Raw genomic sequence first — 25,875 nt, forward strand, 5'->3', positions numbered from 1 at the left:
GTCGTCCTTTTCGAGCAGGCGCCGCGCGCGCAGGAGGATCCATGGAGCAGCACGACCCCTTCGGTTTCATCGGACTGACGTACGACGACGTCCTTCTCCTGCCGGGACACACCGACGTCATCCCCAGTGAGGCCGACACGTCGTCGCGCCTCACCCGTCGGATCACCGTGGCGACGCCGCTGCTGTCTTCCGCGATGGACACGGTGACCGAGGCGCGCATGGCGATCGCGATCGCCCGCCAGGGTGGCATCGGCATCGTGCACCGCAACCTCTCGATCGAGGACCAGGCGGCCATCGTCGACCAGGTCAAGCGCAGCGAGTCGGGAATGGTCTCGAACCCCATCACCACGACCCCGGATGCCACGGTCGCCGAGGTCGACGCGATGTGCGCGCAGTACCGCATCTCCGGTCTCCCGGTCGTCGACCCCGACGGTGTGCTCGTGGGCATCATCACGAACCGCGACATGCGCTTCGTGTCCGGCTTCGAGCGTCAGACCACCCTCGTGAAGGACGTCATGACCAAGGACGGTCTGATCACCGGTCCCGTCGGCATCCACGCGAACGACGTCATCGCGACTTTCGCGAAGCACCGCGTCGAGAAGCTGCCCCTCGTCGACGACGAGGGCAAGCTCGCCGGGCTCATCACCATCAAGGACTTCGACAAGAGCGAGAAGTACCCCCTCGCGACCAAGGACGAGCAGGGCCGCCTGCGCGTCGGCGCGGCGATCGGCTTCTTCGGAGACGCCTGGCAGCGTGCCGAGGCCCTCCGCGACGCCGGTGTCGACGTCCTCGTCGTCGACACGGCCAACGGCCAGTCCGCGGGCGTCATCGACATCGTGCGCCGTCTGAAGGCCGACGCGTCGTTCGACCATGTCGACGTCATCGGCGGCAACGTCGCCACGCGCGAGGGCGCCCAGGCGCTCATCGACGCGGGTGTGGATGCCGTGAAGGTCGGCGTTGGACCGGGCTCGATCTGCACCACTCGCGTCGTGGCGGGCGTCGGCGTGCCGCAGGTCACCGCCATCTACGAAGCGGCGCAGGCCGCGATCCCCGCCGGCGTCCCCGTGATCGCCGACGGCGGGCTGCAGTACTCCGGTGACATCGCCAAGGCCCTCGTGGCCGGTGCCGACACCGTCATGCTCGGTTCGCTCCTCGCCGGCACCGACGAGTCGCCCGGCGAGATCGTCTTCCAGGGCGGCAAGCAGTTCAAGCAGTACCGCGGCATGGGGTCGCTGGGTGCGCTGCAGACCCGCGGCAAGAAGACCTCGTACTCGAAGGACCGTTACTTCCAGGCCGATGTCCCCAGCGACGACAAGCTGATCCCTGAGGGCATCGAGGGCCAGGTTCCCTACCGTGGGCCGGTTGCCGCGGTGGCGTACCAGCTCATCGGTGGCCTGCGCCAGTCGATGTTCTACGTCGGCGCGCGCACGGTCGAAGAGCTCAAGACCAAGGGCAAGTTCGTGCGGATCACCTCCGCGGGTCTGAAGGAGTCGCACCCGCACGACGTGCAGATCGTCGTCGAGGCGCCGAACTACAAGAAGTAGTCGCTTTTCTTCGACGGGCCGGGCAGGCGACTGCCCGGCCCGTCGTCGTTCACCGGCGGGTCTACGCTGTCCGCATGATCCGGCGCGAGAGGCATCCTTCGGTCACCGTTTCGGCGCGACGAACCGAGGCGTACACGGACGGCGTCTTCGCGATCGCGGCGACGCTGCTCGTCCTGGACCTCACCTCGAAGTCGCTCGGAGAAGTGACGTCCGATGCCGATCTCGCGAACGGGCTCCTGGATCTCCTCCATCCGGTGTTCTCGTTCGTCATCAGTTTCCTCGTGCTGTGCATCATGTGGATGACGCATGTGCGGCAGTTCGAGTGGATCGTCCGAATCGACAACGCGGGGATGTGGATCAACAACCTGCGGCTGCTTCTGGTCGTCCTGGTCCCCTTCACCACGTCGCTCGACACCGATTACTCCGACTATCTGCTCGGCCGCGTGCTGCTGCCGGTGAACTTCTTCCTGGCGATCCTGGTGGGCTGGCTGCAATGGACGTGGGCCCTGCGTTCGGGCGCGATCCCCGATCTCTCCCGCGAGGACGCGCGCCGGCTCGGCCGAGCCGCGCTGAGCGCGGTCATCATCAGTGGGATGGCGGTCGCGGTGAGTCCGCTGGTGGGGTCGGCTGGATTCCTCCTCTTTTTCCTCGACGGCCCCCTCACCCGCGTTCTGCGTGGAGCGGACGCCCCGACGGATTCCGTCACGTCGGACGGGTCTGAGCCGCGAGAGACCTGAGCGGATCGGAGATCTTCGACGCGTGCTTCCCCACAGACAAGGTGCGGGTGCTGCCGATGGCGCCGCGCGCGGATGAACCGTGGTGACGAACCAGACGAGGACGCGGACCGGCAAAATGTGGGCGGGTAGGCTGGGGGAGTGACCATGGAGATCGATCTCGGCCGCGCCAAGCGTGCCCGCCGCGCCTACACCTTCGACGACATCGCCGTCGTTCCGTCGCGCCGCACGCGCAACCCGGAGGACGTGTCGACGGCGTGGACCATCGATGCCTTCCCCTTCGAGATCCCGGTGCTCGGCGCGCCGATGGACTCGGTCGTGAGTCCGCGCACGGCGATCGAGCTCGGCCGTCTCGGCGGCCTCGGCGTGCTCGACCTCGAGGGACTGTGGACGCGCTACGACGACCCCGAGCCGCTGCTCGCGGAGATCGCTGGCCTGCCCGACTCGGCGGCGACGCGGCGGATGCAGGAGCTGTACTCCGAGCCGATCAAGCCCGAGCTCGTCCGCGACCGCCTCGCCGAGGTCCGTGCCGCCGGAGTCACCGTCGCCGGCGCCCTGACGCCGCAGCGTACGCAGGATCTCTATGAGACCGTCGTCGCCGCGGGCGTCGACCTCTTCGTCATCCGCGGTACGACCGTCTCGGCCGAGCACGTCTCGAGCGTCGCGGAGCCGCTGAACTTGAAGAAGTTCATCTACGACCTCGATGTCCCGGTGATCGTCGGTGGCGCAGCGACCTACACGGCGGCCCTCCACCTCATGCGCACGGGGGCGGCGGGCGTGCTCGTCGGCTTCGGCGGCGGCGCCGCATCGACGACCCGCGCGACCCTCGGACTCCACGCGCCGATGGCGACCGCGGTCGCCGATGTCGCCGGCGCACGTCGCGACTACCTCGACGAGTCGGGCGGGCGCTACGTGCACGTCATCGCCGACGGTGGTGTGGGAACCTCGGGCGACATCGTGAAGGCGCTGGCCATGGGTGCCGACGCCGTCATGCTCGGCGTGGCGCTCGCTCGTGCGACGGATGCCCCGGGTCGCGGGTTCCACTGGGGCCCCGAGGCGCACCACGCCAAGCTGCCGCGCGGTCACCGCGTCGCCGTCGATCGCGTCGGTCCCCTCGAGCAGATCCTCTACGGCCCGGCCCCCGTGGCCGATGGCACCGCGAACCTCATCGGCGCGCTGAGGAAGTCCATGGCCACGACCGGATACTCCGACCTGAAGGAGTTCCAGCGCGTCGAGGTCGTCGTCGCCCCCTACGGACACTGACACCGGTGACCGTGTGACCTCCCCCACTGCGATCGAGCAGGAGCCCCGGCAGGTCTTCCCGCCGACCCTGCGCGAGGTCATGCTGCGCCCGCGCTGGCTGGCGCTGCTGGCGTTCTCGCTCGTGGTGGCGGGCGCCTTGGCGTGGTTGGGGCAGTGGCAGCTCGGACGCGCGATCGATACGGCCCCGTCCGAGCCGGGACAGACCGAGATCGTTCGCCCGCTCGCGGATGTGGCCCAGCCGGGGCAGTACCTCGCGGATCCGCTCGTCGGTCAGCGGGTGGAGGCGACGGGGCAGTGGATCCCGGGAGACTTCCTGGTCGTCGCGTCTCGCTACAACGACGACGTCGAGGGGTACTGGGTCACCGGACAGCTGCGGCTCGACGGGGTCCCGTCGCCGACCTCGATCGCTGTCGCCCTCGGATGGACGCAGGATGCCGCCGCCGCGCAGAGCGCCGCGAATGAGCTCGAAGCGCAGGTCACCGCCGACCCGAACACGTCGACCACGGTGACCGGTCGCCTCATCGCCGACGAGGGCCCCGCCCGGCCGCCGGCCGGAACCGATCCGCAGACCATGACGCGCATGTCTCCCGCGGTGCTTCTCGGGCGGTGGCACGACATCGACGGTGTCGCCGTGTATCGCCCGTACCTCGCCTCGCAGACGGCCATCGGGTCTGTGGATGCCATTGACTCCCCGGCCCCCGATGAGCGCTCCCGGGTCAACTGGCTCAACATCTTCTACGCCGCCGAGTGGGCCATCTTCGCCGGTTTCGCGTTGTACCTCTGGTACCGCCTCGCCCGTGATGCGTGGGAGAAGGAAGTGGAAGATCTCGAGGACGCCGAGGCGGAGACCGCCGGCGCCACCCCTTCGGCTTCGATCTAGCCGGACGGAAGGGCACACGCAAAGGTGACTGGCGGGTAACGCGAGCGCCAACGAGCGACGAGCGCGCGAGGACGCCCGACGAAGGTCGAGATGACATTTCTCGCCTGACGTGAACGTTGACGGAACGTCGCGCGAGAAGGCCGCCGACGACCTGATGAGGTCACGAGCCACCGACACAATCGCTAGGGATCCGCTGACAGCGGGTCATCTCGCGTGCATCCGTCGGCCTACCCGAGGCCGGCCATGTCGAAAGGGCTTCTGCGTGCTCAAATTCGCTCGTCCGACGGCCGTCACCGCGGGGGCTGTCGCCCTCGCGATCGGTCTGTCCAGCTTCGGAGGCGGCGTCGCCGTCGCCGCCGGCGGAGGCCTCGCGCCGCCCGCCATCGATCCCGTGCTCGTGCACGCCCCGACCGCGGTTCCGGACCGGGTGATCCTGACCCCGACCGAGACGCCGACGACGAGCCAATCCGTCACCTGGCGCACTTCGAAGGACGTGACGACGCCCCGCGTCGAATGGGCCGTGAGCGGCCCGAGCGTGGTCAGCGGGGCAAAGTCGATGGATGCCACCTCCACCCACCGACTGGACACCACCCTCGGCTACGAGATCGCGCATCACTCGGCCACGCTCACCGGCCTCGCGCCCGACACGACCTACGTCTACCGCGTGGGTGACGGCGAGACCTGGAGCGAATGGCTCGAGTTCTCCACCGCGAGCGAGAAGCCGGGCGACTTCAGCTTCCTCGTGCAAGGTGACGCCCAGAACGACAACAAGGCCTACACCTCCCGCACCTTCCGTGCCGCATTCGAATCGCGCCCGTACGCGCGCCTCGTCGTGCACGCCGGCGATCTGATCGACACCGAGACGAGCGACGCCGAGTGGGGCGAGTGGCACGAGGCCGCCGCCTTCTCCAACCAGTACCTCAACGTCGTGGCATCCACCGGTAATCACGAGTACTACCCCGGTCCCGACCTGGCTGCGCACTGGGGCGCGCAGTTCGAATACCCGCTCAACGGCCCCGCAGGCGAGGAGACGTTGAAGGAGACGGTCTACTCCGTCGACTACCAGGGCGTGCGTTTCATCAGCCTCGACTCCACCCAGGCGATGGGCGCGCAGTCGCGTGCGGCACAAACGGCGTGGCTCGAGTCGCGCCTGGCCGAGAACCCGAATCAGTGGACCGTCGTGACGTTCCACCACCCGATTTTCTCGGTCACGAGCGGGCGCGACAATGCCGTGTTACGCGAGGCCTGGCTGCCGCTGTTCGAGAAGTACGACGTCGACCTCGTCGTGCAGGGTCACGACCACGCCTACGGCCGCGGCAACCTCCGCGCCAATGAGCAGAACCTTCCCGAAGGCGCGGACCCCGCGAAGAGCCATACCGGTCCCGCCTATCTCGTCAGCGTCGCCGGACCGAAGATGTATGTGCCCGACCCCGCCGAGGCGAACAACTGGACCGCGAACAATGCGAACCTCCGGGTGACGGGCCGCGATGTCCAGCTCTTCCAGACGGTCGATGTGACTTCCGACGGCCGCATGCACGTCGAGGCGCGTACGGTCGACGGCGCGCTGTTCGACGCCTTCACGATCACGAAGGACGCTGAAGGCGCAAAGCTCGTGACCGACGACGACACCGCGTGGGCCGGTGGGCCCGGATCGACCCGTGACGGTGTCGCCGCTCCGAGCGTCCCGACGCCGACGCCGACCCCGACCCCGACCCCGACGCCGACGCCGACGCCGACCCCGACCCCGACGCCGACGCCGACCCCGACGCCGACGCCGACGCCGACCCCGACCGCCGAGCCCACGACCGGACCGACCCCGACGACCGGACCGACTTCGGAGCCGACGACGAGCCCCGCACCCACGCTCGCACCCGGCGGTGAGACGAAGATCATGGTCGGCGACAACACCGTGGCGCCGGGCGGAGCCCTGTCCGTCTCGGGCACCGGCTTCGTTCCCGGAGAGCGGGTCGCGGTCGAACTCCACTCGACGCCGGTGACCCTGTCGCTCGTGACCGCCGATGCGACAGGCGCGCTCAACGCGACCGTCACGATTCCGGCCGGCACCGAGCCCGGCGAGCACTCGATCGTGCTGACGGGACTCGACTCGAAGCGCACCGCGTCCATCGGGATCGTCGTGACCCAGCCAGCCGTCGGCGCCGCCTCGCTTGCCGCGACGGGTGCCGCACTTCCGACCACCCTGATGGTTCTCGGCGGCGTCCTCGCCGCGGGGGGTGCCGTCCTCATCCTCCGCTCCGTCCTTCGCAACCGAAAGGCCTCCTGATCATGGCCCGCATCCGTACAGCCGGTCGCGCCCTTGCCGCCGGTGTCGCCTTGGGTGTGATCGCGGCCGGTGGTGTCGTCGTCACCGCGGCACCCGCGTCCGCGGCATCCGTCTCCGCCGCTCAGCGTTATGCGCCGTCGATCGTCCCCGATCGCATCACGCTGCTGCCCGCGGCCGATCCCACGACCCAGCAGGTCGTGAAGTGGCGCTCGTCCACCGGCGTCGCGCAGGGTGTGGTGGAGTACCGCAGCTTCACCCCCGCCCCCTATCCGGCGAACGTGCTCTCGGTCGACGCGCAGAGTCGCGTCGAGCAGGCCGCCGATCTCGGGTACACCAACGTCATCCACACGGCCACCCTGAGCGGCCTACAGCCTGGCGTCTCGTACATGTATCGCGTCGGCGACGGCACAAACTTCAGCGAGTGGCAGGACTTCGACACCGCGGCCGTCTCCGACGACGACCGGTTCTCGTTCGTCTACCTCGGAGACATCCAGAACGGCATCCTCGGGGATGCCTCACGCGTCGTGCGCAACGCGTTCCGCGACCGCCCCAACGCCGACCTCGTCGTGCAGATCGGTGACCTCGTCAACGACGCGCACTCCGACCAGCAGTGGGGCGAGCTCTACGAGGCCTTCTCGTACGGCCTCGGAACGCAGCAACTGTTGACCACGCCGGGAAACCACGAGTACGACGGGGCTCTGTCGTCGCAGTTCACGAGCATGTACACCTACCCGGACAACGGCCCGCAGGGCGAGGGCGGGATCTACGACCAGCTCGCCGGCACGGTGTACTACACCGACCACGAGGGCGTTCGCTTCGTCTCGCTCAACAGCAACATCTCGGATGCCGAGGGGCTGCGCGTCCAGGGCGAGTGGCTCGACAAGGTGCTCACCGAGAACGACCAGCGGTGGACCGTGGTGTACTTCCACCACCCCGTCTACTCGCTCGACGAAGGCCGGAACAACCTCGGTATCCGTCAGGAGTGGGGTCCGATCCTCGAGCAGCACAATGTCGATCTCGTGCTGAACGGACACGATCACGCCTACGGTCGCGGCAACCTTCTCGCCAACGAGAAGAACCTGCCGGCCGGAGCCGACCCCGAGCTGAGCTCGACGGGCCCGGTGTATGTCTCGTCGAGCGTCGGATCGAAGTTCTACGAGGCCGGGCCTCGGCACTGGAACGAGAACGCGGCGCACCTGCGTCGTCTGGAGACGGGTCTGCAGACCTACCAGATGATCGACGTCAACGGTGGCACGCTCCGCTTCGAATCGCGCACAGCCGACGGCAAGTTCTTCGACGGCTTCACCATCACCAAGGACGGCGACACCAAACTCGTCGTCGACGGTGTCGAGCCGCAGGTCATCGACCCCGGGACCCCGGCGCCGTGCCTGGGCTGCGAGCCGAACCCCGACCCGGGCCCGACGGATCCGACCGACCCCGAGGTCCCCGTGGGCGACTTCGAGTACGAGCAGACGGCCCTTCTCGACGCCGTCATGCCGAACAGTGTCGGTGGGGCGCACACGGCGGCGTTGCCGGCCGGTGTGGCCTATCACCAGGGTCGTGACGTGCTGTACCTGGGTGACCAGAACGGTCGCAAGATCTTCGAGATCGACCCCGACACCGACACCGTGCGGCGCGAGATGACCCTGCCGGAGAACATCCGTGACCTGGGGATCGACGAGGAGCGACAGCTTCTCTACGTGGGTCAGCAGAACCGCAACTGGGTGGTCGTCTCGATCGCGGACGACACGTTCGGACAGGTCGTGCGCGGGCCCTACCCGATCATCGAGTCGCAGCGCTCGATCGACGTCGACCCGGTGAACGACTACGTCTACGTCGCGGTTCCCGCGCGGGGGATCGAGGTCTTCCGGGCCTCGACCGGTGTCTCGCTCGGAGTCGTGCGCGGAACGGCGGATGCCTATTACGTCGCAGCCGACCCGGCCACGGGCATGGTCGCGTCGACGAAGTTCCAGGGAGTCGCGGGCACCCCCGACCTCCAGGTGTTCGACGCCAAGAAGGGGTTCGCCCAGGTCTGGGAGGGTGAGGTGCGCCCCGGCGCGCGTCAGGTCGACATCGACAGCGAGCGCGGTCTGCTCTACGTCGGCTACACCGGTACCGCTGCCGACCGCGGTGGGTTCTCGGTGCACTCGCTGGCCACCGGTGAGAAGTACGCCGACCAGGTGGGTCCGCAGTTCGGTAAGGACGGCTACGGCATCGCCATCGACGAGGAAGACCAGCGCGTCTTCGTCGCCAACCGCGACTTCCGCCTCAACCCGCCCGGGGAAGAGCTCGAGCCCAAAGCGGTCACCGTCAGCGCTCGCGTGACGACGGATCCGACGGACCCGACCGACCCGACGGACCCGACCGACCCGACGGACCCGACCGACCCCGAGGTTCCCGGTACCCCGTACGAGCCGAAGGCTCTGACGGTCTTCCCGACCGAGGGTGCACCGGATGCCGCGGAGATCCGCCCCGTTGGCTCGGCGGTCGACCCCGCCACCGGCTTCGTCTACGTGGCCGACGAGATGCGCCCCGCGCGGGTGCACGTCGTCGACCCGAAGACCGACACGATCGTGCGCACCCTCACGGCGCCCACGACCGACCCGGTCGAGGACGGGCTGCGCGACATCGCGTTCGACCCGGCCACGGGCAACCTCACGGTTGCGTTCGGCAGCAACTGGGTGGTCATGGACGCCGAGACCGGAAACAAGGTCGCCGGACCCTTCGCCTTCAGTGGTGGGGTGCGGGGCATGGACGTCGACTTCGCCGGCGGACGCGTCTTCGGTGGCCTTCGCGGCACGGGCTTCGACGTGCGCAATGCGGTGACGGGCGAGCTCATCACCGCGGTCGAGGGTCCCGCCGACGGCGGAGCGTGGCGTACCCACGGCGTCGCGTACGACGAGAAGAACAACCTCATCTACGTCAGCAACAGCGACACCTCGGGGTCGACCCAGGGCATCCGCGTCTACAACGGCACGGACTACACGCTGGTCGACACGCTTGCCATCGACGGCGCGGACTTCCGCTCGATCGATGTCGACTCCGCCACCGGCGCCGTCGTGGTCGGTCACCAGTCGACCACGTTCGAGAACTCGGGTGTCTCGATCTACCGGGCGGCGGACCTTGGACTCGTCGAGCGGCTGTCGGCCCACACCTACGGCAACAAGGTCTACGGGGTCTCGATCGACCCGAAGAGCCACGCGCTGTACGTGTCGGCACGCGACCGCTTCCCGACCGGGTTCATCCGCGTGACGCTCCCGGCGGAGCTACCCGCCGCGCCGGCCGAGCCGTGGGTCGCTCGTGCCCTGAGCTCTGTCCCGACCGAGGGGGCGGCCGATGCGGCCGAGATCCGTCCGGTCGGGTCGGCGGTCGACCCGGCGACCGGGTACGTGTTCGTCGCCGACGAGATGCGCCCGGCACGCGTGCACGTGATCGATCCCGCGACCGACACGGTCGTTCGTACCCTGACCGCGCCGACCACGGACCCGGTGCAGGACGGTCTGCGTGACCTCGCGATCGATGCGAAGAACGGGCTGCTGTACGTCGCGTTCGGCTCGAACTGGGTGGTCATGGATGCCGAGTCCGGCGCCCCGGTGCGCGGACCGTTCGCGTTCAGCGGCGGCGTCCGCGGCATGGACGTCGACCTCGGTCGCGGACTCGTCTACGGCGCGACCCGTGGTGGGGGCTTCGACGTCGCGGACGCCGTGACAGGCGAGCTGAAGCAGACAGTCGCGGGTCCGTCCGACGGCGGCGCGTGGCGCACGCACGGTGTCGCCTACGACGCGGTCACCGACCGGGTGTACATCAGCAACAGTGATGCCGAAGGGTCGACCGAGGGCATCCGGGTGTACACGGGGTCGGACTACTCGCTGGTGCAGCGCCAGCAAGTCGCGGGAGCCGACTTCCGCTCGATCGCCGTGGACGGCAAGAGCGGAACGGTGGTCGTGGGCAACCAGAGCACGACCTTCGATCAGTCCGGGGCGACGGTGTTCTCCGCCGGTGACCTGAGCCTCGTCAGGCGGCTCTCGGCGCACGAGTTCGGCAACAAGGTCTACGGGGTCTCCATCGACACCGGACGCTACCTGCTGTACGTCTCCGCGCGCGACCGGTTCCCCGCGGGCATGATCCAGGTGACCCTGCCCCGGAGCTGAGTCGCCGCATCCGTCGGGCCGCACTTCCCTTGCGGGGAGGGCGGCCCGACGTCGTCGGGGCGGGGATGCCGCGGGGTCGCGACTAGACTGGCATCCATGCCCCGCGCCCCCAAGCTCGCCTCGTTCCCGGCGATCCGCGGAGCCCTGAAGTTCTACCAGATCTGCTCGATCATCACCGGTGTCGGCCTGCTTCTTCTGGTCGCCGAGATGATCGTGAAGTACACGCCCATCCACAAGGAACTGTTCCTGGGCGGGTCGGGTGGCTTCCTGTGGTTCGCGGATGCCATCCCCGGTCCGGGATGCCAGTGGTTCTCGCTGTTCGTTCCCGGCGGCAGCGGCTGCGAGATCCTGTCCACCGGCGACGGCCTGAACATCTCGCTCGCGATCCTCGTGGTCCACGGCTGGTTCTACGTCGTGTACCTGTTCTCGTGCTTCCGCGTGTGGAGCCTCATGCGCTGGCCGTTCTCCCGCTTCGTGTTCCTCGCGCTCGGCGGCGTCGTGCCCTTCCTCTCCTTCATTCTCGAGGTGCGCACCGCCCGCCGCGTGCGCGCCTATCTCGCCGAGCGCGAAGCCGCCGAGGCATCCGCTCCCGTCCCCGCCCCGGAAGGACCCCGGTGACCGAACAGACCGAAACGTCGCAGCGTCCCGTCCTCGTCGTCGACTTCGGCGCCCAGTACGCCCAGCTGATCGCGCGCCGCGTCCGCGAGGCGGGTGTGTACAGCGAGATCGTCCCGCACACCGCCACGGCCGACGAGATCGCGGCGAAGAACCCGGTGGGGATCATCCTCTCCGGCGGCCCGTCGTCGGTATACGAAGAGGGGGCGCCGCGCCTCGACGAGGCCGTGTTCGACCTCGATGTCCCGACGCTCGGCATCTGCTACGGCTTCCAGGTCATGGCGCAGGCGCTCGGCGGCGAGGTCGCGAACACGGGCCTGCGCGAGTACGGCGCGACGGATGCCACGGTCGTCACCGAAGGCACGCTGCTCGAGGGGCAGCCCGCCGAACAGAACGTGTGGATGAGCCACGGCGACCAGGTGTCGCGCGCCCCCGAGGGCTTCGAGGTGCTCGCACGCACCGCGCACACTCCGGTCGCCGCCTTCGCGAACGACACCCGTCGCATGTACGGGGTGCAGTGGCATCCCGAGGTCAAGCACACCGACCACGGCCAGCACGTGATCGAGAACTTCCTCCACAAGGCCGCCGGTCTGCCGGCCGACTGGAACAGCGGCAACGTCATCGCCGAACAGGTCGCGCGCATCCGCGAACAGGTCGGCACCGGTCGCGTGCTGTCCGCGCTGTCGGGCGGCGTCGACTCCGCCGTCTCGACCGCTCTCGTGCACGAGGCCGTCGGCGACCAGCTCGTCGCGGTGTTCGTCGACCATGGCCTTCTCCGCAAGGGTGAGCGCGAGCAGGTCGAGAACGACTACGTCGCCTCGACCGGCGTGCGTTTGATCACGGTCGACGCGCGCGAGACCTTCCTCAACGCCCTCGCCGGTGTGAGCGACCCCGAAGAGAAGCGCAAGATCATCGGCCGCGAGTTCATCCGCGCCTTCGAGAAGGTGCAGGCCGACCTCGTCGCCGAGGCGAAGGCCGATGGCGAGCCCATCCGCTTCCTCGTCCAGGGCACGCTGTACCCCGACGTCGTGGAGTCGGGCGGGGGCGCGGGCACCGCGAACATCAAGTCGCACCACAACGTCGGCGGCCTGCCGGAAGACCTGCAGTTCGAGCTCGTCGAGCCGCTGCGCACCCTCTTCAAAGACGAGGTCCGCGCGATCGGTCGCGAGCTGGGCCTCCCCGAGGCGATCGTCGGCCGCCAGCCCTTTCCGGGGCCCGGTCTTGGCATCCGCATCGTGGGCGAGGTCACCGCTGACCGCCTCGAGATCCTGCGTGATGCCGACGCCATCGCCCGCGCCGAGCTGACCAAGGCCGGCCTGGATGCCGAGATCTGGCAGTGCCCCGTCGTGCTGCTGGCCGACGTGCGCTCGGTCGGCGTCCAGGGCGACGGCCGCACCTACGGTCACCCGATCGTGCTGCGTCCCGTCTCCAGTGAGGACGCGATGACCGCCGACTGGACGCGTCTGCCCTACGACGTCCTGTCCAAGATCAGCAACCGCATCACCAACGAGGTGCGCGAGGTCAACCGCGTGGTGCTCGACGTGACGTCGAAGCCGCCGGGGACGATCGAATGGGAGTAGGCGTTCCGCCTGCTCCCGCGCCGACATCGTCGGCCGACTACGGGGCATCGTCCTCGGATCGAGAACAGGGCCCCTACCCCGATCGACCCGAGGACGATGCCCCTTCGTCGTCCGTCGGTGTCGGCGCTCTGTCGGTCCGCTGAGTGGGGAGCGCGGCCGGTAGGCTGACGGCGTCGGCGATCAGCCCTCGGGAATCTCCCGGGTTCGTCCGGCCAGAACGGCACAGGTCTCCCATGGCCCGTATCGACTTCTCCGGCTACCGCGACGTGCTGCGGGCCACCGGGGCTCCGTGGTTCACCCTCGCCGGATGGGTGGCTCGCTTTCCGCGCGGCACCCTGAGCCTCGGGATCATCCTTCTCGTCCAGACCGCGACGGGGAGCTTCGCGCTCGCGGGCGCCGTGGGTGCGGCGTTCGTGGTGGGCATGGCGTTCGCCGGCCCCCTCTGGTCCCGGATCATGGACCGGCGCGGACAACGGTCAGTGCTCCTGATCTCGGCGGGCACCCTGACGGTGTCGGTCTCGGCGCTCCTGTGGGCGGTGCTGTCGGCGACGCCCGTGGCGACCTGGTTCTTCCTCGCGGTCATCGCCGGGGCCGTCTCCGTCGACGTCGGACCCGCGGTCCGCGCGCGCTGGAATGCCCTGGTCCCGCCCACGCAGCGCCACAGCGCCTTCGCTCTGGAATCGATCGCCGACGAGAGCGTCTTCGTGATCGCGCCGCCCGTGCTGACCTTCATCGCCGCCGCGTCGGCGCCGCAGGCGGGGATCGCCGTCGTCGTCCTCGTGGGGGCGGTGGGCCTCGTCTGGCTCGGTCTCCTGAGCCGGTCGCAGCCGCCCCTCGTCCCGGCGAGCGGACGCCGCGTACGCCTGATCCCACCCGTCGGCATCCTCCCGGTGACGATCGCGTGGATCGGGGTGGGCGCGATGTTCGGCTCCTTCGACGTGACGAGCATCGCGTGGGCGGAACGCTCCGGCACACCGTGGCTCGCGGGGGTCATGATGGCGTCCCTCGCCGTCGGGAACACCGCGGGCGCGCTGGTGTACGGGGCGCTTCGCCCCCGGGCGTCGCTACGGTCCCGCTGGCTGTGGAGCAGTGCGGCGCTCGCCGTGGCGTGTCTCGCGCTTCCGGTTGCCGCCGACGGTGCGCTCGCGCTCCTCGTGGCCGCGGTGGTCGGCGCTCTCGTCGGCCCGGTCCTGGTGACGGGGTTCGCGCTCGTGGAATCACGCGCAGACCGCGATCGCGTCACGGAGCTGTTGGCGTACCCGTCCCTCGGCGTGGGAGCTGGCATCCCGATCGGCTCCACGGTCGCCGGCCTGGGACTGGATGCCGCGGGTCCCGCTCTCGGGTTCACCGTGATGGCCGTGAGTTGCGTGGCCATCCTCGTTTTCGGGGTGGTCGGGGAGCTCCTGCTGTCGATGAGGTCGCCGGAGGCATCCGTCCGCACGTCGTGACACGAGCGAGTGCGGGAGGATGGGGGCATGAGTGAGAGGTTCGTGCGCCCGACCCGGGTCGACACCGTTTTCAACGCCGCGGTCGCGGCCCTCACCCGGCTCGGTCTGCCCCTCGCGGGCAGTCGTGTCCTTGCGGTGCGCGGACGCGCCTCGGGGGAGTGGCGGACCACCCCGGTGAACCCGCTGCGGGTCGGCGGGGAGCGGTATCTCGTCGCTCCGCGCGGCACCACGCAGTGGGTGCGTAATCTTCGGGCGGCCGGTGGCGGCGAGCTGCGAGCCGGTCGGTCGGTCGAAGTGTTCCGTGCAGAAGAAGTCCCGGATGCCGAGAAGCCGCCGATTCTGCGCGCCTACCTCGTCGCGTGGGCGTGGGAGGTCGGCCGCTTCTTCGAGGGCGTCGACAAGAACTCCCCGGACGAGCGGCTGCAGGAGATCGCCCCCGGATTCCCCGTCTTCCGGCTGCGCTCCGAGGGGCGTCGATGACCGGGTTCCCCGACGCGTGGTACCTGATCCTCTCGAGCCGACTCATCCCCGACCTCGACGGCGGATACACGATCTCGACGCTCGCGCGGGCACGACAGATGGCGGATGCCGGGGCCCCGGCCTTGCTGCTCACGGTCGACCCCGGCCCCGCCGAGGCCCACGCCGAGCACCGCGCCGAGTTCGTGCGCCGCGGTGCGGCGGGGGCATCCGAGGTGTTCCGGAATCTGTTCGACGAGGCCGCCGATCCCGACGGTGGGGCGGCGGAGTGGCTGCGCGCGGCCGCGCGGACGGGGGAGGCCGACCCGGCGCTCGAGTACCGGAGCGTCGCAGCGGGGGCGATCGATCTGCCGAACGTCGTCGACCCGAACTGGCACCTGGCCACGGCCCCCATCGTCGTGCGGGACGGGGCAGGGCGCGCGATCGGCGTGATCGACGGGTTCGGCGCGCTGTACCGCGCGTGGCTCGGCGACGTCGTGGCAGGACTCCGCGCCGAAATCGAGCGCCCCGTCGTCGTGATCTGCGAGTCTCGGCAGCTGGGCGAGCTCATCGTCGGTTGGCAAGACCGCGACGTTCGCATCCTGCACACGATCCACACGATCCACCTCGAGCCCCCGTACACGGCGGATGCGTCCATGAACGCCCTGTGGGAACGGTGGTTCGCGGTGGCCCCGCGGTTCGACGCGGTGCTCTGGCCGACGCCCTGGCAGTTCGACGACGTGCGCGCCCGCTTCGGCGACGACCGGGTCGACGTCGTCGCACCGCACGGCATCTCGGCACCCGACGAGGTCGCGTACGCGGAGGACGGTCCCGTCGTGATGCTCGGGCGCCTCGCGCCGGGGAAACGTCTCGACCACGCGATCCGGGCTTTCGCGCACGTCGTCGACCAGTTGCCCGACGCGCGGCTGGAACTCTGGGGCGCGGGTGCGGGACGCGATTCACTCGAGGCGCTGGTGGCCGACCTGGGCCTCGAGGATGCCGTGTCGCTCCCGGGGCTGACCCTCGATCCGGATGCCGTTCTCGACTCCGCGGCCGTGTACCTCACGACGTCGGCGTTCGAAGGGCAGGGGCTCGCGCTCGCCGAAGCGCTCGCGCACGGGGTTCCCGTCGTGGCCTACGACATCCGCTACGGCCCGCGCGACATGCTCGCCCGAGGCGGCGGCATCCTCGTGCCCGACGGCGACGAGCGAGCGCTCGCCGACGCCCTCACGCGCCTCCTCGCCGACGCCGCGTTGCGTCGGCGGCTCGCTGCCGAGGCGCGCGCGGCCGCCGCGGCGCTCGCCCCCGAGCGCGCGATGGAGACCCTCGCCGCCGCGACCGCCGAGGCGTTGTCACGCCCGACGCGGCGGTAGCTCCGCACTCGAGATCGATGCGAGGGGCGGGTCAGGCGCGGCCGGCCCAGGGGTCGTAGTCGGCGATCAGGGGCTCTTGCGGTGGGCGGGTGGCATCCGGGACGTGCTGAAGGTTCACGCGCACCCGGTACCAGAGCGAACTCGAGCCGCGCATGCCGTCGACGAGGATGTCGGCCGGATGCAGCGCCGCCGTCGCCTCGGGATACCGACGCTTCCACTCCTCGAGGGCGTCGAGCGCCTCGGGCTTGGTCTTCGTGCGCGCCACCTCGATGAGCGGCATCGTCGATGCTCTCCGCCCCGACCCGTCGGAGCCGCGCGGGGGCTTCTCGGCTGGTCCCATCTCTTCGGCGAGGGCGAGCAGGCTCTCGAGCGATCCGGCGGCGGAGTCGATGCCCTCGTGAGGGTCGCCGATCGCGGCGAAACGTTCCGGCACGGTGAGGACAGTGAACTCCTCGGGTCGACGGCCCCGCACTTCGTCCCACGTGAGCGGCGTCGACACGCGCGCGTCGGGGAGCGCACGGACGGAGTACGCGGATGCCACCGTGCGGTCCTTCGCGTTCTGGTTGAAGTCGACGAAGACGCTTTCGCCCCGCTCCTCCTTCCACCAGCGCGCCGTCGCGAGCCCGGGTGCGCGGTTCTCGACCTCGCGGGCGAGCGTCTCGGCTGCCCGGCGGACGTCGGGGTACTCCCAGCCGGGACGGATGCGCACGAGGATGTGCAGTCCGCGCGAACCGGAGGTCTTCGGCCAGCCGACGAGACCGTGGTCGGCGAGGACATCGCGGGCCGTGAAGGCGACATCGACGATCTGCGCCCAGTCGACACCGGGCATGGGGTCGAGGTCGATGCGCAACTCATCGGGATGGTCGAGGTCTTCGGCGCGCACCGGATGCGGGTTGAGGTCGAGGCATCCGAGGTTCACGATCCACGCGAGGCCCGCGGCGTTGCGCAGAACCGTCTCCTCGGCGGACGTGCCGGAGGCGTAGTGCAGGGTGGCGGTGTGGATGAAGTCGGGATGGTTCTCGGGCACCCGCTTCTGGAAGAACGGCTCCTGATCGAGGCCCTTGGTGAAGCGCTTGAGGACCATCGGACGGCCGCCCGCTCCGCGCAGCGCTCCGTCGGCGACCGCGAGGTAGTACCGCACGAGGTCGAGCTTGGTGAGACCGGGCTGGGGGAACACGACGCGGTCGGGACTCGTGACGCGGACCTCGTGACCGTCGACGTCGAGGACCGTCGGGGGCGTCTTGGCGGGGCTCATGCCGCGAGGTTAGTCCGGTGGCATCCGCGGTGTCCGCCCCTTGCGGGACGCGGGGCGCGCGGGCGTCGAGTGTCCAAGACACGCCGTGTGCCGCCGACCGGATGCGGCGTGTCTTGGACACTCGATGAGAGAAGGACCTGAGGAAACGACGGAGGGCCGCCCCAAATGGGACGGCCCTCCGCGTGAAGCGGTGCGTCAGTTGTTGCCGCGGAGGATCGCGAGGATGCGCAGGATCTCGACGTACAGCCACACGACGGTGACCATGATGCCGAAGGCGCCGACCCAGCCGTAGACCCGCGGGGCGCCGTTGCGGACACCGCGCTGGATCTGGTCGAAGTCGAGCACGAGCGAGTACGCGGCCATGATGACCACGAAGACGCCGATGATGAGACCGAGCGGGATGCCGAAGATCTCGATGCTGCGCAGGCCGAACGCGCCACCGGCGAGCGGGACGTTGAAGAGCATCAGACCGAGGTTGACCAGGCTGAACACGAGGTAGCCGACCATGGCGATCAGGAAGATCTTGGTGGCGCGGGCGGAGGCGCGGATCTTGCCGCTCGCGAAGAGCGCGAGGGTCACGCCGACGACCGACAGCGTGGCCAGGGTGGCCTGGACGACGATGCCCGGGTAGAGGAACTCGAAGAACGCCGAGATGCCACCGACGAACAGGCCCTCGAACGCTGCGTAGGCGATGAAGACGGGGACGGACGGCTTCTTCTTGAAGATTGCGACCATCGCCAGCACGAAGCCGCCGAGACCGCCGATGACCATCGGCAGAACGTTCGGGCTGGGGTTGGCGACCGTGACGGTGCTCATCGTCCAGATCCAGCCGACGACGGCGGTCACGATGAGAACGGCGAAAAGGCCGAGGGTCTTGAAGACGGTGTCTTCGACCGTCATCCGGTCGGTCTGCACCGCGCCCGCGGACGGGGCCGAGTACATGCCCTCGATGTTCGCCGTCTCAGCGGCCGCAGCGGCTGCGGTCGTCGACGCGGCGGGCGGGGGGCTGTAACGGGTCTGGGCTCCGCCACGAGGGTCCTGGAACGCCGGGGTATTGAATGCCGGGTTGTTGAGGGCCACAGGGACTCACACTCCAATTGCTGGTGATCACAGCACCGTGCTGTGAAACAACACTAGCTGAGCAGGCCGTGAGAATCCTTGTGTCGACTGGGATTCTGCTTTGAGCGCAGCACCCTCCGAGGGGCCGCCGGTAGCCTGGCGCGGTGCCTGTCGAGCGCCCCCTGATCATCGGCCACCGCGGTGCCCCGGGCTATCTTCCCGAGCACTCCCGCTCGTCCTATGCGCGCGCAATTTCCGCGGGAGTGGATGCCATCGAGCCCGATGTCGTGCCCACGAGAGACGGCGTGCTCGTGGTGCGGCATGAGAACGAGATCGGCTCGACGACGAATGTCTCCGCGCGGACGGAATTCGCGGAGCGCCGCCGCACCGCGGTCGTCGACGGTGAACGCCTGGACGGCTGGTTCACCGAGGACTTCACCTGGTCGGAGCTGCGGACACTCCGCTGTCGCGAGCGCATCCCGGCGATCCGTCCCGAGAGCGCGGCTCACGACGACGAAGACCCGGTGCTGTCCCTGCGCGACGTGCTCGACCTCGCCCGCGCCGGTGGTGTCGGGGTGGTGCTCGAGATCAAGCACGCGGCGTACTTCGCGCGCGCCGGGTCCGACATGGCGGAGCTCGTCGAGAGGGAGCTCCGGGATGCCGATTGGTGGGACGATCCGGCCCTGGTCATCGAGTCGTTCGAGCCCCTCGTGCTGGAGCGGTTGCGGGAGCGCGGCATCCCGGCTCCGCTCGTCCAACTCGTGGAGGCGGGCGGGGCACCGTGGGACCTGCGCGAGCGCGACGGGGCGCGGGCCGCGTCGTACGCGTCGATGCTCACGCCCGCGGGGTTGGATGCGCTCGCCGAGGCGGTCGACGGGATCAGCCCCGACAAGCGGCTGATCCTCGCGCCCGACCGGCTCGGGCGCGTGCGCGGGCCCGCGCCCTTCGTCGCCCAGGCGCACGACCGCGGGCTGCGGGTCTTCACATGGACCTGCCGCCCCGAGAACCCCTTCCTGCTCCCGCCGTTCAGGCGTCCCGGCGGGCCGTCGGCATTCGGCGACTACGAGCGCGAGTGGGCGCTGCTGCGCGACGCGAGGCTGGACGGGGTGTTCGTCGACCACCCCGACCTGGGCCTCGCGTTCTTCGGTTCCTAGGCGCAAGCCCCGCCCGCCGCGGGCTCGTCGCCGCCAGGATGGCGGGATGACGGTGGACGTGACGGTGGTCGGGGGCGGCATCTCGGGTCTCGCGTGTGCGCGGGTCGTGCGGGATGCCGGTGGGGCGGTGCGGGTGATCGACCGCGGGCGCCGGCCCGGTGGCCGGCTCGCGAGCCGAACCCTCGACGGGCGTGCCGTCGACCTCGGCGCCTCGTACTTCGTCGTCGGCGATGACCACGCCGGGTTCGCCCGCGTCGTGGCCGACTGGGAGGCCCGCGGGATCGCACGCCCGTGGACGGACACGTTCTCGGCGTTCGATGCGGACGGCGCTGAGACACGGAAGACCGGGCCGATGCGATGGGCGACCCCGAGCGGATCGCGGTCGCTCGTCCTGGATCTCGCCGACGGCGTGGATGTCGAATCGGGTCGCGAGGTCGAGAGCGTCGCCCCGTTCCGCGTCGACGGGGAGGATGCCGGTGAGGTGGTGCTGGCGATGCCCGAACCGCAGGCGCGGCGTGTGGTCGATGGCATCCCGGTCGCCTCGCAGGAATGGGAGGCCGTGATCGCCGTCGTGCTGCGGTGGGACGAGCGGCGTTGGCCCGCGGACCTGCACGGGGCCTTCGTGAACGACGATCCCGACGTCTCGTTCATCGCGGACGACGGCGACCGGCGTGGAGACGGGGCGCCGGTGCTCGTCGTCCACACGACCGGCGCCGCGGCGCGGCGGCACCTCGGTGACCCGGACGGGGTGGTCGCGCCTGTGGTGGCAGCGACCAGAAGGCTCCTCGGGATCGAGGCCGAACCGGTTGCGACGTTCGCGCACCGGTGGACCTTCGCCCGCCCCGCGGCGGCGACGGGAGAGCCGTTCTTCCATTCCCCCGGCCTCTCTCTGTGCGGTGACGCGTGGGGCGCATCGGCGGCCGTCCGTACGGCGTGGTCGTCGGGCGACGCTCTGGGACGCGCGCTCGCGGCATCCTGAGTCCTGTCCCGGAAACCGTGGGGCGTGTCCGAGTGCGCCCATAGGGTGGAGGAATGGACGCAGGGGGCGCGGGCATCGAGGCACGACAGGTCAAACGGGCGTTCGGCGCCGTGACGGCGGTGGCGGACGTGACGTTCACCGCCGAGCCAGGGCGGGTGACGGGCCTGGTCGGGCCGAACGGGTCGGGCAAGACGACGCTGTTGCTCATGCTCGCGTCGCTATTGCGGCCGGACCAGGGAGAGATGCGGATCGGCGGTGTCGACCCGGTGTCCGATCCGGCCGGCGCGCGCCGGCTCCTCGGGTGGATGCCGGACTCATTGGGCGCGTGGCCCAGCCTCACCTCCCGCGAGGTGTTGATCGCCACCGCGCAGCTCTACGACCTGCCGCGCGCGGAGGCCCGAGAGCGCGCCGACCGCCTGCTCGACCTCGTCGATCTCGCCCCGCTCGCGGGTTCCGCGGCCCGCGTGCTCTCCCGCGGGCAGAAGCAGCGCCTGGCGCTGGCGCGGGCGCTCGTGCACGAGCCGCGCGTCCTCTTGCTCGACGAGCCCGCGTCCGGGCTTGATCCGCAGGCTCGCATCTCTCTCCGTGTGCTGCTGCGGCGCCTCGCCGACGAGGGTCGCACGATCCTCATCTCCAGCCACGTTCTGTCGGAGCTCGAGGAAGTCGTCGACGACGCCGTATTCATGCTCGACGGTCGAACGGTCGGCCGCGATCGGGTGGCGGCGGCGACCACGCGCGTCCGCGTCTGGCGGGTGCGCATGGCCACCGACGCCTCGAGAGCGATCGGCTCCGACCGTGATGCCGTCGCCTCGGCTCTGGGCCGCGCGGTCGACGACGTCGGCATCGACCGTCGCGACCTGCTCGTGCCGTTCGCGGACGAGTCCGCGGCCGTCGCGGGCCTGCGTGCGGTGGTGGGAGCCGGCATCCCTGTCGTCGAGTTCGCCCCCGCCGTCGGCGATCTCGAACACGCTTTCCTCGACCTCCGAGGGGATGCCGCGACCGAGGGGAGCCTCGAATGAACTTCCGTCGTCTCGGCACCGTCATCGGCATCGACCTGCGTCAGCGGGTGCGCTCGGTCGGCTGGTACGTCCTGCTCGGCATCTTCGCCGTGATCCTGCTGGCCCTGCTGATGCTGTCCTTCTCGTCCTTCTCGCTGAGCACGGGCGGCAACGGCTGGTTCTATTCGCTCGTCATCATGTTCGTCCTCCTGCTCGTGCTGCTCGTGTCGCCCACGCTCAGCGGCAGCGCCGTCAACGGCGACCGGGATGCCGCGACGCTCGCGCCCGTGCAGGTGACGCTGGTGACGACCGCCGAGATCGTGCTCGGGAAGTTCCTCGCGGCGTGGATCTCGGGCCTGGCGTTCCTCGTCGTCGCGCTGCCGTTCCTCGTGATCGCGACGTTCGCCGGTGAGCTCAACCCGGCGGTCATCGCCTCGTCGCTCGGCATCCTGATTCTCGAGGTCGGCGTCGTGGCGGCGATCGGCGTCGGGGTGAGCGCGATCGTGGCGCGCCCCGTCTTCTCGGTGGCTGCGACGTACCTGCTGGTGGCCGCGCTGACACTGGGGACGCTGATCGCGTTCGGGCTCGGCGGGACGGCGCTGCGCACGGAGCAGACGGTCACCACGCGGGATGTGAACTGGGACGCCGTTCCCGTGGGCTGCGACCCCTTCCTCGAGAACGATGCGACCGAGTGTCCGCGACCCGACGAGCTGGGGTGCACGACCTCGACCTACACGAGTGAGGTGCCGCGCTTCGACCGCGTATGGGGCGTGCTGGCGGCGAACCCGTTCGTCATCCTGGCGGATGCCACCCCGCCGACCTACGACGAGTACGGCAGCCCGTCCGACCTCTTCTCGCAGATCGCGTCCGGTGTCCGCCTCGCTCAGATCGCGCCCGACCCCGCGCCGTCCTACGACTCCTGCAATGGCGCGACGCTCACGAACGAGTCGATGGAGGACCGTATCGCGGGCACCGTTCCGAGCTGGTTCGTGGGGCTGTTCCTGCAGCTGCTGCTCGCTGCCGGACTCCTGGCCTGGGGCATCGCCCGCACGCGGACGCCCGCGCGGCGGCTGCCGCCGGGGACGCGTATCGCCTGACGCGTGTTTCCAGCGGATGGCGCGTCAGCGAAGTCGCGCGTCCAGCGCGACCGCGTCGTGGGGCGCCCTGCCGCGCGCGTCGTTGTCGAAGTAGACGTAGACGTCGCGCGGCATCCCGTCTTCCCCGGTACCGTCACGCCACTGCCGGACGCGGTCGGCCCAGGTGTCGAGTTCGGCCGACGTGTACCCGCTCGCGTACAGCTCGGTCGAGCCGTGCAGGCGGACGTACACGTGGTCGGTCGTGACCGCATCGAACGCAGGCCAACGCCCGGCCGTGTCGGCGAGAACGAGGGCGACGCCGTGCGCGCGGAGGATTTCGACGGCGTGCGGGTCGCGGAACGATTCCGACCGCGGCTCGATCGCGTAGCGCAGAGGGACGTCCGACTCGATGTCGAGCCACGCGCGTCCGTTGAGGCGAGCATCGTGTTCGCGGGCGAGAGCCAGCGCCGAGCCGGTGGTCCGGGGGAGGCTGTCGAGGAACGCGTCGAGTACCTCGGGGTCGAACTCCACGCGTTCAGGCAGTTGCCACAGGATCGGACCGAGGGTCGAGCCGAGCGCGAGGACGCCGGAAGCGAAGAAGTTGGCCAGCGCAACACCGACGTTCGTCAATCGAAGCATGTGGGTGACGTAGCGCGAGCCCTTCACCGCGAAGACGAAGTCCTCGGGCACGGAGTCGCGCCAGCGCCGGTAACTCTCGGGGCGCTGCAGGGAGTAGAACGATCCGTTCAGTTCGACGCTCGGGAGACGCTCGGCGAGGTATTCGAGCTCGCGGCGTTGCACCAGGCCACCGGGATAGAAGTCGCCCCGCCACCTCGGATACCGCCACCCCGAGGTGCCGACGAAAGCCGTCCCGCTCAGGCGTGACCCTCCGCGGCGGGGGCGTCGTCGTCGGTGATGGCGTCGCCCGTGTGGTCGTCGAGGTCGACGTGCTCCTCGGCCTCCGCGGCATCCTCGCGGACGTCGTCGGTGACGGCGTCGGTGGGTGCCGCGTTGTCGGCGTGTGCGTCGTCGGAGTGGCGGGTGGGGAGATCCGGTGTGCTCATGTCGCCACGGTGCCCCATGGCCTCCGTGCGGACGAGCCTCTTGACAGGACCGGGGCGTTAGTCGTTGGCATCCGGGATCGTCAGGTCGACCGTCGGCCAGGTGGGCAGGGGGTCGTCGAACGCCGTCCATGCGCCGGGACCGGCCGCGAGCTCCTCGTCGGTCAGCGCGGCGGTGTCGAGGAGGTGGCGGAGGCGCGGCGACGAGAGGTCGAGGCCCGTGAACGCGATCTCCTGCCCGAAGCCCATCCGCCCGTCGTCGGCGCCGATCGGCTCGATCCACATCGCGGAGCCGACGTGCTCCCACCGGGCCAGGATGCCGGGGCGCGATGCGATCCGGCAGAACCCGGCGGAGCGGACCAGGCGTCCGGCCGCCCCGTCGTCGAGGCGGTCGAGGGCGGCCTGCAGACGCGCAGGGTGGAACGGGCGCACCTGGTCGTAGCGCAGCGTGCTGACGCGGTTGTCGCGCATGTAGGGGTCGTGCTCGTCGTTGAGCGCGCGGACCCAGCCGGCGCGCTCCAGCACCTCGGTCTCGGGCGCGCGTGGGGTGCCGGCGTGGAGGTCGGCACGCGGATCGCGCGTGAGCCGCAGCGTCGCGCCGGGGTTCAGGTGCGACGCGAGCGCCATCTGCACCGCGAGGGCTGCGGTGGGCACCTGCTCCCAGTTGACCCAGACGATGCGGGTTGCGATCTCGAGGGCCAGGGCCGCCTGCCGGGCGCGGGCGCCGACGTCGCCGCGCGAATCGCCGACCACGGTGGATGCCACGAGCGGTGCCTCGTCGAGAAGGTCGCCGATCATGTGCCGCGCGTCCACCACGCACACCGCTTCGACGTCGACCCCGCCGCGCGCGACGACCGCGTGGAGCAGGTCGACGTCGGTGCCGAGGTCGACGACGACACGCTCCCCGTCGGCTCGGACGTGCGGGTGGGGGAGCGCGTGCGCGGCGCGGAGATCGCGGTATCTCACGAGGTGAAGCGGGCGGCTCAGCGCGACGGCGGTGCGTTCTGCGTAGGCCTGGCGTTCGGGTGCGCACACGCCCATCGTCACGATCGTCGTCTCCACGGCATCCGCCCTTCGTTTGTCGGGAATCGATCGCCAGCCTATCTTGTTATTGAGAACGATTATCAACAGGAGGATGCCATGAAGGTCCGCAACTCGATCAAGTCGCTGAAGAACCAGCCCGGCGCGCAGGTCGTCCGCCGCCGCGGGCGCGTGTTCGTGATCAACAAGCTGAACCCGCGGTGGAAGGGGCGGCAGGGCTGAGGAAGCCGTCCGGGCCGGTCAGCCGACGAAGCGGTTGCTCTTGCCGAGATTGCAGGACTGGCAGAGGGTCTGCAGATTGCCCGGCTCGGTCAGCCCGCCGTGACTGATCGGCACGATGTGATCGACGTGGAGGATCGCGCCGGTCTGGGCCGATGCGCCGCACATGCGGCATCGCGACCCGTCCCGACGAAGGATGTCCGTGCGCAGCTTCGGGGTGAGCAGGCTCCGTTCGCGACGGCGGAGGTACTCTGAGGTCGACTTGGCGGCACGCTGGCGCCGCGCCTCGTCCAGGCCCGCGCGCAATTCGGCGAAGCTCCACTCCAGGTGTTTGCGATACGAGTTGCGCCCCTGCGGACTCGTATACGTGACCACGGCGGTCACCGTTGCGAGAGGTGTGGGCGCGGCCAGCATCCGTTTATGAAAAAGTCGCCGTTCGATCTTCGCGTATTTGTCGGGATTCACGCGTCGGTCGCCGGAGCGGCCGATCGACCGATTTCCGACGTCGGTCAGTTCGTGCGTGTAGGCGGAGTAGTGCCGCATCTGCTCGAGTCGCTGGTCGATATCAAACAAGAGGCGCGTCTCCTCGTCGAGGACCGCATCCATGAGAAACGCGCGGAGAGGAAAGCGGTCGAACGCCGATTTCGATGTCGTCGCCGCGCGATAGCGTCGTGTGAGGACCGGGAGCGGCATGACGGACGCGGCGTA

Annotated in this window: 22 protein-coding genes; 16 read left to right on the forward strand and 6 right to left on the reverse strand. The window is 69.8% G+C overall.

The genetic code is table 11. The features are described from left to right. Nucleotides 1–41 precede the first annotated feature (41 nt). The 11 genes from guaB (at nucleotide 42) to ABC271_RS04275 (ending at nucleotide 16,325) form a co-directional block, all read left to right on the forward strand. Nucleotides 42–1,544, forward strand: a complete 1,503-nt coding sequence (guaB, locus tag ABC271_RS04225) for an IMP dehydrogenase (protein WP_412923644.1) — start codon at nucleotides 42–44, stop codon at nucleotides 1,542–1,544. A gap of 74 nt (nucleotides 1,545–1,618) precedes the next feature. Beyond that, entirely contained in the window at nucleotides 1,619–2,281 is a 663-nt protein-coding gene (locus ABC271_RS04230) for a TMEM175 family protein (protein ID WP_412923645.1), read from the forward strand. Nucleotides 2,282–2,425: 144 nt separating this feature from the next. Next, nucleotides 2,426–3,541: a GuaB3 family IMP dehydrogenase-related protein gene (locus ABC271_RS04235; RefSeq protein ID WP_412926101.1), complete on the forward strand. Its 1,116-nt coding sequence runs from the start codon at nucleotides 2,426–2,428 to the stop codon at nucleotides 3,539–3,541. Nucleotides 3,542–3,554: 13 nt separating this feature from the next. After that, a complete protein-coding gene (locus ABC271_RS04240) occupies nucleotides 3,555–4,421 on the forward strand; it encodes an SURF1 family protein (RefSeq protein WP_412923646.1) in 867 nt (288 codons plus the stop codon). A gap of 262 nt (nucleotides 4,422–4,683) precedes the next feature. Then, nucleotides 4,684–6,702, forward strand: a complete 2,019-nt coding sequence (locus ABC271_RS04245) for a purple acid phosphatase family protein (RefSeq protein WP_412923647.1) — start codon at nucleotides 4,684–4,686, stop codon at nucleotides 6,700–6,702. A gap of 2 nt (nucleotides 6,703–6,704) precedes the next feature. Continuing rightward, entirely contained in the window at nucleotides 6,705–10,853 is a 4,149-nt protein-coding gene (locus tag ABC271_RS04250) for a metallophosphoesterase (RefSeq protein ID WP_412923648.1), read from the forward strand. Between the two features lie 96 nt (nucleotides 10,854–10,949). Further along, nucleotides 10,950–11,471: a DUF3817 domain-containing protein gene (locus ABC271_RS04255; protein ID WP_412923649.1), complete on the forward strand. Its 522-nt coding sequence runs from the start codon at nucleotides 10,950–10,952 to the stop codon at nucleotides 11,469–11,471. Beyond that, complete coding sequence (gene guaA, locus ABC271_RS04260; protein ID WP_412923650.1) at nucleotides 11,468–13,048, forward strand: glutamine-hydrolyzing GMP synthase; 1,581 nt, start codon at nucleotides 11,468–11,470, stop codon at nucleotides 13,046–13,048. The genes ABC271_RS04255 and guaA overlap by 4 nt, the downstream gene beginning before the upstream one ends. A 233-nt stretch (nucleotides 13,049–13,281) precedes the next feature. Further along, nucleotides 13,282–14,496: an MFS transporter gene (locus ABC271_RS04265; RefSeq protein ID WP_412923651.1), complete on the forward strand. Its 1,215-nt coding sequence runs from the start codon at nucleotides 13,282–13,284 to the stop codon at nucleotides 14,494–14,496. 27 nt (nucleotides 14,497–14,523) lie between these two features. Then, on the forward strand, nucleotides 14,524–14,976 hold the full coding sequence (locus ABC271_RS04270) for a nitroreductase family deazaflavin-dependent oxidoreductase (RefSeq protein ID WP_412923652.1): 453 nt from the start codon (nucleotides 14,524–14,526) through the stop codon (nucleotides 14,974–14,976). Continuing rightward, complete coding sequence (locus ABC271_RS04275) at nucleotides 14,973–16,325, forward strand: glycosyltransferase (protein ID WP_412923653.1); 1,353 nt, start codon at nucleotides 14,973–14,975, stop codon at nucleotides 16,323–16,325. Before ABC271_RS04270 ends, ABC271_RS04275 begins: the two co-directional genes overlap by 4 nt. Before the next feature lie 31 nt (nucleotides 16,326–16,356). On the opposite strand, the gene ligD is transcribed toward ABC271_RS04275, so the two are convergent. Then, nucleotides 16,357–17,580, reverse strand: a complete 1,224-nt coding sequence (ligD, locus tag ABC271_RS04280; RefSeq protein WP_412923654.1) for a non-homologous end-joining DNA ligase — start codon at nucleotides 17,578–17,580, stop codon at nucleotides 16,357–16,359. Nucleotides 17,581–17,775: 195 nt separating this feature from the next. Next, a complete protein-coding gene (locus ABC271_RS04285; protein WP_412923655.1) occupies nucleotides 17,776–18,660 on the reverse strand; it encodes a Bax inhibitor-1/YccA family protein in 885 nt (294 codons plus the stop codon). Between the two features lie 143 nt (nucleotides 18,661–18,803). Here ABC271_RS04285 and ABC271_RS04290 point away from each other — a divergent pair, with 143 nt between their 5' ends. From ABC271_RS04290 to ABC271_RS04305, 4 genes are read left to right on the forward strand one after another with little or no spacing between them, the layout of a single operon-like run. After that, nucleotides 18,804–19,793 carry a glycerophosphodiester phosphodiesterase family protein gene (locus tag ABC271_RS04290; RefSeq protein ID WP_412923656.1) on the forward strand — a complete coding sequence of 330 codons (990 nt, stop codon included), beginning with the start codon at nucleotides 18,804–18,806 and terminating at the stop codon, nucleotides 19,791–19,793. A gap of 46 nt (nucleotides 19,794–19,839) precedes the next feature. Then, entirely contained in the window at nucleotides 19,840–20,772 is a 933-nt protein-coding gene (locus ABC271_RS04295; RefSeq protein ID WP_412923657.1) for an NAD(P)/FAD-dependent oxidoreductase, read from the forward strand. A 53-nt stretch (nucleotides 20,773–20,825) separates the two neighbouring features. Then, nucleotides 20,826–21,791, forward strand: coding sequence for an ABC transporter ATP-binding protein (locus ABC271_RS04300; protein WP_412923658.1), 966 nt, complete (start codon nucleotides 20,826–20,828; stop codon nucleotides 21,789–21,791). Continuing rightward, nucleotides 21,788–22,867, forward strand: coding sequence for an ABC transporter permease (locus tag ABC271_RS04305; protein ID WP_412923659.1), 1,080 nt, complete (start codon nucleotides 21,788–21,790; stop codon nucleotides 22,865–22,867). Before ABC271_RS04300 ends, ABC271_RS04305 begins: the two co-directional genes overlap by 4 nt. A gap of 24 nt (nucleotides 22,868–22,891) precedes the next feature. On the opposite strand, the gene ABC271_RS04310 is transcribed toward ABC271_RS04305, so the two are convergent. Genes ABC271_RS04310 through ABC271_RS04320 form a run of 3 tightly spaced genes read right to left on the reverse strand, consistent with a single transcriptional unit; the run spans nucleotide 22,892 to nucleotide 24,969 of the window. Further along, nucleotides 22,892–23,725, reverse strand: coding sequence for a DUF72 domain-containing protein (locus tag ABC271_RS04310; protein ID WP_412926102.1), 834 nt, complete (start codon nucleotides 23,723–23,725; stop codon nucleotides 22,892–22,894). Further along, nucleotides 23,722–23,910, reverse strand: a complete 189-nt coding sequence (locus ABC271_RS04315) for a hypothetical protein (protein WP_412926190.1) — start codon at nucleotides 23,908–23,910, stop codon at nucleotides 23,722–23,724. The genes ABC271_RS04310 and ABC271_RS04315 overlap by 4 nt, the downstream gene beginning before the upstream one ends. A 57-nt stretch (nucleotides 23,911–23,967) precedes the next feature. After that, nucleotides 23,968–24,969: a GTP-binding protein gene (locus ABC271_RS04320; RefSeq protein WP_412923660.1), complete on the reverse strand. Its 1,002-nt coding sequence runs from the start codon at nucleotides 24,967–24,969 to the stop codon at nucleotides 23,968–23,970. Between the two features lie 78 nt (nucleotides 24,970–25,047). Between ABC271_RS04320 and ykgO the strand changes: the two genes are divergently transcribed. After that, nucleotides 25,048–25,170 (forward strand): type B 50S ribosomal protein L36, encoded by a 123-nt coding sequence (gene ykgO, locus ABC271_RS04325; RefSeq protein WP_022877355.1) that lies wholly within the window; start codon nucleotides 25,048–25,050, stop codon nucleotides 25,168–25,170. 18 nt (nucleotides 25,171–25,188) lie between these two features. Here the strand turns inward: ykgO and ABC271_RS04330 are convergent, their stop codons facing one another. Beyond that, on the reverse strand, nucleotides 25,189–25,773 hold the full coding sequence (locus ABC271_RS04330) for an HNH endonuclease (RefSeq protein ID WP_412923661.1): 585 nt from the start codon (nucleotides 25,771–25,773) through the stop codon (nucleotides 25,189–25,191). Nucleotides 25,774–25,875 lie beyond the last annotated feature (102 nt).

Source organism: Microbacterium canaveralium (genome assembly GCF_047238045.1).
Taxonomy (GTDB): Bacteria; Actinomycetota; Actinomycetes; order Actinomycetales; family Microbacteriaceae; genus Microbacterium.

Excerpts from the sequence above, each read along its gene's own strand:
- guaB (WP_412923644.1), top strand. The coding sequence starts at position 42 with ATGGAGCAGCACGACCCCTTCGGTTTCATCGGACTGACGTACGACGAC.
- ABC271_RS04230 (WP_412923645.1), top strand. The coding sequence starts at position 1,619 with ATGATCCGGCGCGAGAGGCATCCTTCGGTCACCGTTTCGGCGCGACGA.
- ABC271_RS04235 (WP_412926101.1), top strand. The coding sequence starts at position 2,426 with ATGGAGATCGATCTCGGCCGCGCCAAGCGTGCCCGCCGCGCCTACACC.
- ABC271_RS04250 (WP_412923648.1), top strand. The coding sequence starts at position 6,705 with ATGGCCCGCATCCGTACAGCCGGTCGCGCCCTTGCCGCCGGTGTCGCC.
- ABC271_RS04255 (WP_412923649.1), top strand. The coding sequence starts at position 10,950 with ATGCCCCGCGCCCCCAAGCTCGCCTCGTTCCCGGCGATCCGCGGAGCC.
- ABC271_RS04265 (WP_412923651.1), top strand. The coding sequence starts at position 13,282 with ATGGCCCGTATCGACTTCTCCGGCTACCGCGACGTGCTGCGGGCCACC.
- ABC271_RS04270 (WP_412923652.1), top strand. The coding sequence starts at position 14,524 with ATGAGTGAGAGGTTCGTGCGCCCGACCCGGGTCGACACCGTTTTCAAC.
- ABC271_RS04275 (WP_412923653.1), top strand. The coding sequence starts at position 14,973 with ATGACCGGGTTCCCCGACGCGTGGTACCTGATCCTCTCGAGCCGACTC.
- ligD (WP_412923654.1), bottom strand. The coding sequence starts at position 17,580 with ATGAGCCCCGCCAAGACGCCCCCGACGGTCCTCGACGTCGACGGTCAC.
- ABC271_RS04295 (WP_412923657.1), top strand. The coding sequence starts at position 19,840 with ATGACGGTGGACGTGACGGTGGTCGGGGGCGGCATCTCGGGTCTCGCG.
- ABC271_RS04300 (WP_412923658.1), top strand. The coding sequence starts at position 20,826 with ATGGACGCAGGGGGCGCGGGCATCGAGGCACGACAGGTCAAACGGGCG.
- ABC271_RS04305 (WP_412923659.1), top strand. The coding sequence starts at position 21,788 with ATGAACTTCCGTCGTCTCGGCACCGTCATCGGCATCGACCTGCGTCAG.
- ABC271_RS04315 (WP_412926190.1), bottom strand. The coding sequence starts at position 23,910 with ATGAGCACACCGGATCTCCCCACCCGCCACTCCGACGACGCACACGCC.
- ykgO (WP_022877355.1), top strand. The coding sequence starts at position 25,048 with ATGAAGGTCCGCAACTCGATCAAGTCGCTGAAGAACCAGCCCGGCGCG.
- ABC271_RS04330 (WP_412923661.1), bottom strand. The coding sequence starts at position 25,773 with ATGGATGCGGTCCTCGACGAGGAGACGCGCCTCTTGTTTGATATCGAC.